The organism is Stappia sp. TSB10GB4 (assembly GCF_900185745.1).
Classification (GTDB): domain Bacteria; phylum Pseudomonadota; class Alphaproteobacteria; order Rhizobiales; family Stappiaceae; genus Stappia.
Window position 1 is genome coordinate 1 of sequence record NZ_FYAV01000046.1, and the last position, 9,151, is coordinate 9,151.

Sequence of the window (9,151 nt, forward strand, 5' to 3'; positions counted from 1 at the left end):
GGCCCGCGGCCGAGCCAAGGGGCTTTGCGTTCTGGTTCACGGCCGCGGCCAGTCGCCCGAGGAAATGCAGTCGCATATCGTGGAAAGGCTCGACCTGCCGGACGTTACCTTCGTGCTGCCACGCGCGGAGAGCGGGGTCTGGTACGCGGCCCGGGCGGTTGATCCGCTGACGGTGGGCGCCCGCGCGGCGCTCGCTGCGTCCTTGGACCACCTCGCGGAGGATATCGCAGACGCGCGGGCGATCCACGGTAAAGACCTGCCACTGGTTTTGGCGGGGTTTTCGCAGGGCGCCTGTCTCGCGCTTGAATACGCGTTTGCCGGCTATGCCGCCCCGGATGCGCTCGTGGCGTTCACAGGATGCCGGGTCGGCGTTGCGGCGGATGATCGTCCGTACAAGCTTCGCGCCGGATTGCCAGTCTATCTGACCGGATCGGATGCCGATCCCTGGATTCCCATCGGCGCCTTTTGCGAGGCGGTACGCGAGCTTGGAGAAGGTGGCGCGCAACTCAGGACCGATACGATCCCAGGGCGCGCTCATGAAGTTTGTGATGCGGAAATCGCGATGCTGCAATCGATCCTGACAGAACTCGCCGCGGGCGGCCGGGTCACCATGGCGGCGCCGCGCTAAAAAGCTCCGAATCCTGATGGTGCGGGAGCGGATGAACACCAAGACGACATACAAAGGGAGGGAGACATGATGCTCGACAGACGGACGTTTCTGAGAACCACCGTCGCCACCGGGCTGACGCTTGCTGCTTCGGGTCTTCCCGCGCCGGCGATCGCGCAGGGCAGGAAGATCAAGCTCGGTTACGTCTCGCCGCAGACCGGTCCGCTGGCCGGTTTCGCCGAAAGCGACGCATACAATATCGCCAAATTCCTTACTTCCCCGCACGGCGGGAACTTCGAGGTCGTCGTCAAGGACAGCCAGTCCAATCCGAACCGCGCCGCCGATGTCGCCAAGGAGCTCATCCTCAGCGACAAGGTGAACATGATGCTGGTCGCATCGACGCCCGAGACGACAAATCCGGTCGCCGGCGTGTGCGAATCCGAAGGTGTGCCGGTCGTCTCCACCGTGGCGCCCTGGCAACCCTGGTTCATCGGGCAGCAGGGCAATCCGCGTGATCCGTCGACCTGGCAGCCCTTCGACTACGCCTATCATTATTTCTGGGGCATGGAAGATGTGATCCGCGTCTTCACCGCCATGTGGAACCAGCTCGATACCAACAGGCAAGTCGGTGGACTGTTTCCCAACGATGCGGACGGCAACGCCTGGGGCGACCCCGTGAACGGTTTGAAGCCGGGGCTGGCGGAACGCGGCTACGACCTGACCAATCCGGGCAGCTTCCAGAACCTGTCCGATGACTTCTCGGCGCAGATCAACGCCTTCAAGTCTGCCAGGACCGACATCATCACCGGCGTTCTTATCCCACCGGATTTCACGACCTTCTGGAACCAGTTGCGCCAGCAGGGGATCACGCCGAAGGCAGTCACCGTCGCCAAGGCGCTGTTGTTCCCGCAATCGGTCGAAGCGCTTGGTGATGCCGGGCACAACCTTTCGTCCGAGGTCTGGTGGACGCCGTCCCATCCGTTCAGGTCCTCGCTGACCGGACAGAGCTCTGCAGACTTGGCGGCGGACTTCACCTCGCAATCCAAGCGCCCCTGGACCCAGCCGATCGGCTTCGTTCATTCGCTGCTCGAGGTGGCGGCGGACGTGATGGGCCGCGTGGAAGATCCGACCGACGGCGACCTTGTCGCCGAAGCGCTGGCGACCACGCAGTTGGAAACGGTCGTCGGCAAGGTCGCCTGGAATGGCGAGGGGGTTCCCGAGTTCGCGGCCAAGAACGTCTGCAAAACGCCGCTGACCGGTGGTCAATGGCGGATCAAGGTGGATGGCGGCTACGACCTCGTCGTTGTTGAGAATGGGGCTGCGCCCGAAATCCCGACTGGCGGACAGATGGAAGCGCTTACCTGAACTGGCGGTATGGCCTGTTTGCAGGATTGTTGAAGATCGCGAGATCGCGCCGGCATTCCTGGCGCGATCCTTGTCATTGTATCATTTTTCCAAGACTTTCGAGGGCTGCTCATAACTCATGGCTATATTAATCGGCGTTTTGTGCATTTGACTTGAGCGGGGTAGAGGCCTCGTTATGGGGCGAGGAGACGCTCTTTGCCTATCGGGGGAGGTGGGCAAGGCATACTGACAAGTGGAGGATCCGGGCGAACCCACAGCGCCCGCAGCACCGGCCGCGACGCGGCCGGGCGTCCTTCCTGTCTGCCTGCATATGGGAGGGGAGGATAAGCCATGTCCCGGCTGGAACAGATGTTCGATGTGCGCGACCAGTCCGTGATTGTGACCGGGGGGGCGAGCGGGATTGGCCGGGCCTATGCGGAGATCATGGCCGCCGGGCGCGCGCGGGTCTGCATCTTCGATGTCGACGGCGAGGGAATTGCGCGGACCATCGACGAGATCTCCTCGACCGGCGGGGATGTTTGGGGGATCGAGGTCGACGTGGCCGACCGCCCCGCGATGGCCGAAGCCTTCGACAAGGTGGCGGACAAACATGGCGGGATCGACACGGTCTATGCCAATGCGGGTATCGACCCGGGGCCGGGCTTCTTGACGCCGCTCGGCGAACGCAATCCCGATGGCGCGATCGAGAACATTCCCGATGCGCAATGGGACCGCGGAATCGAAATCAACCTGACCTCGGTCTACACGACCGTCAAGAACGCGGTGCGCCACATGAAGCCGCGGGGCGCGGGAAAGATCATCGTCACGTCCTCGATCGCGAGCGAGATCAACGAGAGCATCGTCGGCACGTCCTACATGCCTGCCAAGGCGGCGGTGAACCATTTCGTCCGCCACATGGCGATGGAACTGGGTGCCTACGGAATTCGCGTCAATGCGATCCTGCCCGGACCTTTCATCACCAACATTGCCGGGGGACGTTTGCGCAACAAGGAAGACCGCGTCGCATTCGAGGCGCAGTCGCTGATCGGCCGCATCGGCGATGTGGAGGACATCAAGGGACTGGCACTGCTGCTGGCATCGCCAGCCGGATCCTACATGACCGGATCCCTGGTGGTGATCGATGGCGGTTCACTGATCCGCATGACCTGACAGGCGAAAGGACGACGCGTTTGAGGAGGTGCCCGTAACAGGGCAAGCGCCGGCCGATTTGGAGAGGAGAAACCAAAAATGGCCTTTATCAACAAACTCATCCGCCCCAGTCGGCGAACCGTGCTCAAGGGGCTCGGAGCGTCGGTGGCGGCAAGCTCGCTCGCCATGCCGACGGTTCTGCGCGCACAGACGGCGGGCAGGATCAAGATGGGCTACATTTCGCCGGCCACCGGTCCGCTCGGGCTGTTTGGCGAGACCGACGGCTTCACCGTGCAGAAGATCCGCGAAGCGCTCGGAGGGCAGATCCGGTCAGCCAAGGGAGATCTGTACGACATCGAAATTCTCGAGCGCGACAGCCAGTCCAATCCGAACAAGGCGGCGGAAATCGCCGGCAATCTGATCCTCAACGACGAGGTGAACATCCTCGTTCCGGCCTCGACCACGGACACGATCCTGCCGTCCATGGAGCAGGCTGAACTTTACGAGACGCCCTGCATCTCGGCCGGCGCTCCCTGGCAGGCGGTGATCATGCCTCGCGGCGGCGGCGAATTCGACTGGACCTACCACTTCTTCTGGGGTCTCGACGAAGCGTTGAACACTTTCGTAGGTCTTTGGAACGGACTGGATACCAACCGCAAGGTCGGTATGCTGTTTCCGCAGAATATCGATGGCGAGACCTGGGGCAACGAGGACTATGGTCTGCCCAGGCCGACGCGGGAAGCCGGATACGACGTCACCATACCGGGCTATTTCCAACCCCGGACAAACGACTTCTCAGCGCAGATCTCCGCGTTCAAGGCGGCCGGTTGCGAGATCATCGGCGGCATTACCTATCCCGACGACCTGAAGACCTTCGTAACCCAGTGCAACCAGCAGGGCTACAAGCCCAAGGCCGTGACCGTTGCTGCGGCGCTGTTGTTCCCCAGCGGGGTCGAGGCCATGGGACCACTCGGCAACGGTATGACCAGCGAAGTCTGGTGGACGCCGGCTTTTCCGTTCAAGTCCTCCATCACCGCCCAGTCCGGCCAGCAGATCGCCGATCAGTGGGAAGCGGAACAGAAGCGGCAATGGACGCAGCCCCTCGGCTACTCCCACGCGGTTCTCGAGATCGCCATCGACGTTCTCAGGCGCTCCAGCAATCCCCTCGATCGCGAAGCCAACCGCGATGCGCTTGCCGCTACGGATCTGCAGACTGTCGTCGGGCAGATCCGCTTCTCCGGGCAGCCGCACAAGAACATCTGCACGACCCCAATCTTCGGCGGCCAGTGGGTGAAGGGCGAGACATGGCCTTATGACCTGAAGATCGTCGACAACACCGTCAACCAGTTGTTCCCGCCGGAGCAGAAGATCGTGGCGCTGACCTGGTAACATGCACGGGCAGCAGGAAAACAATCCGCGGGAATGTCTTCTCCAGGCCCGGAACGTGTCGAAGAGTTTCGGCGCTGTCCGGGTGCTGCACGACGTCGGATTCGATGTCTATCGCGGCGAGGTACTCGGCATTCTCGGCCCGAACGGCGCGGGGAAGACGACGCTTTTCAACCTGATCAGCGGCGATCTCAAGCCGTCAGGCGGCGAGATCCGGCTCGGCGAGGTCAGGCTCCGGGGCGAGCCGCCACATCGCCGTTGCCGGATGGGGATCGGGCGGACCTATCAGATACCGCGACCCTATTCAGGCATGACGACCTTCGAGAACCTGCTCGTCGCTTCCGTCTTCGGCGGCGGCCGCTCGGAGGCGGAAAGCTACGACTTCTGTGCGCAGGTGCTCCGTGACTGCGAGTTGTTCGAAAAGGCCAACACGCTGGCCGGGTCGTTGACGCTCCTCGACCGCAAGCGGCTCGAACTGGCACGCGCGCTTGCCTCCTCGCCGCAGCTTCTGCTGCTCGACGAGATCGCCGGCGGATTGACCGACGAGGAATCGAAAGACCTTGTGGCGCTGATTTCCCGCATCCGGGACCGCGGCGTCACCATCATCTGGATCGAGCACGTCCTGCATGCGCTGATGGCGGTGGCCGACCGGCTGCTGGTCCTCAATTTTGGCGAAAAGATCGCAGAAGGCGAACCGAAGACGGTCATCGCCGATCCCGAAGTCATGCGTGTCTACATGGGGATCGAGGCATGACGGAAGTTCTCTCAACGCACGGTCTCGTGGCCGGTTACGGCGACTTCCAGGCGCTCTACGATGTCGATGTGGAGGTGCACGAGGGCGAAGCCGTGGCGCTCATCGGGGCAAACGGAGCGGGAAAGTCCACCTTCCTTCGCGCGGTCATGGGATTGTTGCCCGTCGCTCCGGACATGGTCCATTTCGATGGTGTGCCCGTCGGCGGTACGCCCACCGATCGGATGGTGCAGAAGGGCGTGGCGATCGTTCCCGAGGGGCGGCGCCTGTTCACCGGGATGTCGGTGAGCGACAACCTCCGCGTCGCGATCGATCAATCAAGCCGTTTCGAGCGCAAGGGTTGCTGGACGTTGTCGCGGCTCTACCAGCTCTTCCCGATCCTCGAGGAAAAGGCCAGAACCCCGGTGGAGAGCCTGTCCGGCGGGCAGCAGCAAATGGTCTCGATCGGCCGCGCGCTGCTGTGCCAGCCGCGCCTTCTGCTGTGCGATGAAATCAGTCTCGGCCTCGCCCCAAGGGTCGTTCGAGAGATCTATGCTGTGCTTCCGGAAGTCCGCGCGCAAGGCACCTCGATCATCCTGGTCGAGCAGGATGTCGGTCTGGCGAAGTCGGCGTCGGATCGCCTCTATTGCATGCTCGAGGGCCGGGTAACGCTGAGCGGCCGCTCCGAGGAGATCACCCGCGAACAGATCGGCGAAGCCTATTTCGGAGGTGGCCATGCAGTGGGTTGACGCATTGGTCCAGGGTATCCTCCTGGGCGGCATGTACGCGCAATATGCGCTCGGAATGGCCTTGATGTTCGGCGTGATGCGGATCGTCAATGTCAGCCACGGGGACCTGGTCATCCTTCTGTCCCTGATCGGCATATCGCTGGCATCATCGTTCGGATTAGGACCCTTTGCCGTCATGGCCGCGCTGGTGCCGCTGGCCCTGGCATTCGGCTGGATCCTGCAGCGCGCCGTACTCAACCGCGTTGTCGGCGAGGATCCTCTGCCGTCGCTGATTGCGACCTTCGGTCTTTCGCTGGCGTTGCAGAACCTGATGCTGCAGATCTGGTCGGCCAACAGCCGTTCGCTACCCGGCGGCGGACTGGAGAGCCGTTCGATCGAGATCGGCGGAATCTACATCGGCCTCTTGCCGGTGATCGTGCTTCTTGTCGCCGCCGGGTTGACTCTGGGGCTGGACCTCATGCTCAAGCGCATGCGTTTCGGCCGGGCGTTGCGCGCCGCCTCCGCGGATGTCGAGGCGGCCGCCATGACTGGCGTCAATCCGAAGTCCGTCTACGCCATGGCCACGGCCATCGCGGTCGGCATTCTCGGCTTTGCGGCCGTCTTCCAGTCCCTCCGTTCGACTGTCGCGCCGGCCGATGGCGGAGCACAACTCATCTATGCATTCGAGGCCGTGATCATCGGCGGCATGGGCTCCGTATGGGGCGCGTTCGCCGGCTCGATGGTGCTCGGTGTCGCACAGGCCGTCGGGTTCCGCATCGATCCCGGTTTCGGAGTGCTGTCCGGCCACATCGTCTTCCTGCTGGTGCTTGCCCTGCGCCCGCAAGGCCTCTTTGGGAGAGCGTGAACATGACCTCGATCTCGACCTCCGCCGATGCCGTTGCCGCACCGCCGGCGATCAGGGTGCGCCGTCAGACTGTTTCCGGTGTTATCGCGCTCAGCCTCTTCGTTCTCGTGATCGTCGCCCTTTCCACCATGGCGTGGTGGGCGAAAACCGGGACGATCCGGATGGTCCTCGAACTGTGCTGCTACATCGTGGCTGCGCAAATGTGGAACATGCTGGCCGGCTATGCGGGGCTGGTCTCGGTCGGACAGCAGGCCTTCATCGGCGTGACCGGCTATGCGGTCTTCGTTCTGGCGCAGACGTTCGGCATAAACCCGTTCCTCGCCATCCCCTTGGCGCTGGTGGTGCCGGCTCTGGTCGCTGTTCCTTGCTATCTGCTGCTCCACAGGCTCGACGGACCCTATTTTGCCATCGGGACCTGGGTCGTGGCCGAAGTGTTCCGCCTGGTGGCGTCCAATCTCGGATGGGTCAATGCAGGGGCCGGCATGTCGCTCGCCGTGATGCGCGAGTATTCCGGCTTCGAGCGGAACGTCGCCATGTCGGTGCTTTGCGCGCTGATGATCCTCGTCTCCATCGGCGGCAGCTACCTGTTCCTGCGCTCGCGCTACGGTCTTGCTCTGATCGCCATGCGCGACAATCCGGTTGCCGCCTCCAGTCAGGGCATCAACGTGGGCCGTCTGCGCTTCATGATCTATGTCGCGGCCGCGGTCGGCTGCGGTTTTGCGGGTGCGGTCTATTTCATGGCGCAGTTGCGCATCAACCCGCCGTCCGCCTTCGATCCGATGTGGTCGAACGTGGCGATCTTCATCGTCATGATCGGCGGGATCGGCACGATCGAGGGCGTGCTGATCGGAGCCCTCATCTACTTCGTCGCCGACCGGCTCTTCGGCGAGTATGGCGCGAGCTATTTCGTCGTCCTCGGCGTGATGACTGTTCTCGTGGCGCTTTACGCGCGCACCGGCATCTGGGGGATGATTTCCAAATACTGGGATGCACCCTGGTTTCCGATCAGACGGCACCTCCTTGTCGAAAGGAAGGACAGGGCATGAAGGCGGCGATCTTCGACCGGGTCGGCCGACCCTTACGGATCGGCGAGGTGCCCGACCCGACGCCGGGAGGCGACGAGGTGGTGCTACGGGTGGAGGCCTGCGGCATCTGCGGCAGCGATCTTCATATCACGGAGGATCCGGCGCCGTTCGGGATCGGTGAAGGGTTCGTCCTCGGTCACGAGATTGCCGGTGAGGTCGTGGCGGTTGGCAAATCGGTGACGACCCTGAAAGCCGGAGACATGGTGGCCGTCGTTCCGATGCGTGGCTGTGGTCATTGCGAACGTTGCAGGTCGGGCGACCCGGCGCGCTGCGTGGAGATGAGACTGATCGGCGGCGGATATGCCGAGTATGTGGCGGTCGCGGCGCGGCAGTGCCACATTCTTCCCGATGGCGTGAGGGTGAGCGATGCCGCCCTCGCGGAGCCGCTTGCCGTGGCGCTTCACTGTGTCGTGCGCTCTGGGATGAAAGTCGGAGACAGTGTCGCTGTTCTCGGCGCGGGCCCGATCGGTCTTCTCATTGCCTTCTGGGCGCGGCGTCTGGGCGCTTCGCACGTCGTGATGGCCGATCTCCACGACCATCAGGCAGAACGCGCTTATGCCCTCGGCGCGACCGGCTTTGCCTTATCGAACGATAAGCTGGCAGACCATCTTGCCGATCTGTGTGGCGGGCCGCCCGATATCGTTTTTGAATGCGTGGGCAAGCCGGGGCTGCTGCAGGCGGCGACCGAGGCGGTCCGGTTGCAGGGCAAGGTGATCGGAGTTGGGCTTTGCGTCGGTGGGGATTCCTGGGATCCGTTTGTCGCGCTGTCCAAGGAGATCGATCTGATCTTCTCCGTCTTTTTCCATCAACACCACGAATTCGGCATCGCACTCGATGTCCTGGGCGAGGGCGCGAGGTTTGCGCCGCAGACCATTATCACCGACCGGATCGGTCTATCGCCGGTGCCTCAGATCTTCGAGGGCCTGCGCCGGCGGACCACACAATGCAAGGTGCTGATCCAGCCCGAGATCGCCTGAGGAGGCAAAAATGACTGTTCAGTTCGAGACATTGGAATACGACATTGGCGGGATCCGCACGGTGGTCAAGGCGGTCGGCAAGGGGAAGCCGGTTCTGTTCCTGCACGGCGCTGCGACACTCGAAGGCTTCGACTTCGCGGAAGGACTGGCTGACCGGTTCCGTTGGGGTGGACGGCCCCCATCCGGCGTCGTTTTGCGCCAAGATGATGGTCCCAACACATCGAAGGAGCCGCCCAATGAACGAGATTACGCGCATCGGCATGGACACGTCCAAGCATCT

Annotated in this window: 9 protein-coding genes and 1 pseudogene; all 10 read left to right on the forward strand. The window is 63.0% G+C overall.

The genetic code is table 11. The annotated features are described in order from the left end of the window. On the forward strand, positions 1-628 hold a 628-nt coding region (locus TSB10GB4_RS10340), incomplete at its 5' end, for an alpha/beta hydrolase (RefSeq protein WP_244570883.1). Between the two features lie 69 nt (positions 629-697). Further along, on the forward strand, positions 698-1,972 hold the full coding sequence (locus TSB10GB4_RS10345) for an ABC transporter substrate-binding protein (RefSeq protein WP_186395702.1): 1,275 nt from the start codon (positions 698-700) through the stop codon (positions 1,970-1,972). A 348-nt stretch (positions 1,973-2,320) separates the two neighbouring features. Further along, positions 2,321-3,121: an SDR family NAD(P)-dependent oxidoreductase gene (locus tag TSB10GB4_RS10350; RefSeq protein WP_244570884.1), complete on the forward strand. Its 801-nt coding sequence runs from the start codon at positions 2,321-2,323 to the stop codon at positions 3,119-3,121. Between the two features lie 78 nt (positions 3,122-3,199). Beyond that, entirely contained in the window at positions 3,200-4,489 is a 1,290-nt protein-coding gene (locus tag TSB10GB4_RS10355) for an ABC transporter substrate-binding protein (protein ID WP_186395696.1), read from the forward strand. 1 nt (position 4,490) lies between these two features. Continuing rightward, positions 4,491-5,240 carry an ABC transporter ATP-binding protein gene (locus tag TSB10GB4_RS10360; RefSeq protein ID WP_186395697.1) on the forward strand — a complete coding sequence of 250 codons (750 nt, stop codon included), beginning with the start codon at positions 4,491-4,493 and terminating at the stop codon, positions 5,238-5,240. Then, positions 5,237-5,965, forward strand: a complete 729-nt coding sequence (locus TSB10GB4_RS10365) for an ABC transporter ATP-binding protein (RefSeq protein ID WP_186395698.1) — start codon at positions 5,237-5,239, stop codon at positions 5,963-5,965. The genes TSB10GB4_RS10360 and TSB10GB4_RS10365 overlap by 4 nt, the downstream gene beginning before the upstream one ends. Then, positions 5,952-6,809 (forward strand): branched-chain amino acid ABC transporter permease, encoded by an 858-nt coding sequence (locus tag TSB10GB4_RS10370; RefSeq protein WP_186387635.1) that lies wholly within the window; start codon positions 5,952-5,954, stop codon positions 6,807-6,809. Before TSB10GB4_RS10365 ends, TSB10GB4_RS10370 begins: the two co-directional genes overlap by 14 nt. Before the next feature lie 2 nt (positions 6,810-6,811). After that, complete coding sequence (locus TSB10GB4_RS10375; RefSeq protein WP_186395699.1) at positions 6,812-7,855, forward strand: branched-chain amino acid ABC transporter permease; 1,044 nt, start codon at positions 6,812-6,814, stop codon at positions 7,853-7,855. Then, positions 7,852-8,871, forward strand: a complete 1,020-nt coding sequence (locus TSB10GB4_RS10380) for a zinc-binding dehydrogenase (RefSeq protein ID WP_186395700.1) — start codon at positions 7,852-7,854, stop codon at positions 8,869-8,871. The genes TSB10GB4_RS10375 and TSB10GB4_RS10380 overlap by 4 nt, the downstream gene beginning before the upstream one ends. Before the next feature lie 10 nt (positions 8,872-8,881). Further along, positions 8,882-9,151, forward strand: a pseudogene (locus tag TSB10GB4_RS23810) (hypothetical protein); the annotation flags it as partial.

Bases quoted from the DNA above. Each gene is read 5' to 3' on its own strand.
- TSB10GB4_RS10365 (WP_186395698.1), top strand. From the start codon at position 5,237: ATGACGGAAGTTCTCTCAACGCACGGTCTCGTGGCCGGTTACGGCGAC.
- TSB10GB4_RS10350 (WP_244570884.1), top strand. From the start codon at position 2,321: ATGTTCGATGTGCGCGACCAGTCCGTGATTGTGACCGGGGGGGCGAGC.
- TSB10GB4_RS10355 (WP_186395696.1), top strand. From the start codon at position 3,200: ATGGCCTTTATCAACAAACTCATCCGCCCCAGTCGGCGAACCGTGCTC.
- TSB10GB4_RS10370 (WP_186387635.1), top strand. From the start codon at position 5,952: ATGCAGTGGGTTGACGCATTGGTCCAGGGTATCCTCCTGGGCGGCATG.
- TSB10GB4_RS10360 (WP_186395697.1), top strand. From the start codon at position 4,491: ATGCACGGGCAGCAGGAAAACAATCCGCGGGAATGTCTTCTCCAGGCC.
- TSB10GB4_RS10375 (WP_186395699.1), top strand. From the start codon at position 6,812: ATGACCTCGATCTCGACCTCCGCCGATGCCGTTGCCGCACCGCCGGCG.
- TSB10GB4_RS10345 (WP_186395702.1), top strand. From the start codon at position 698: ATGCTCGACAGACGGACGTTTCTGAGAACCACCGTCGCCACCGGGCTG.
- TSB10GB4_RS10380 (WP_186395700.1), top strand. From the start codon at position 7,852: ATGAAGGCGGCGATCTTCGACCGGGTCGGCCGACCCTTACGGATCGGC.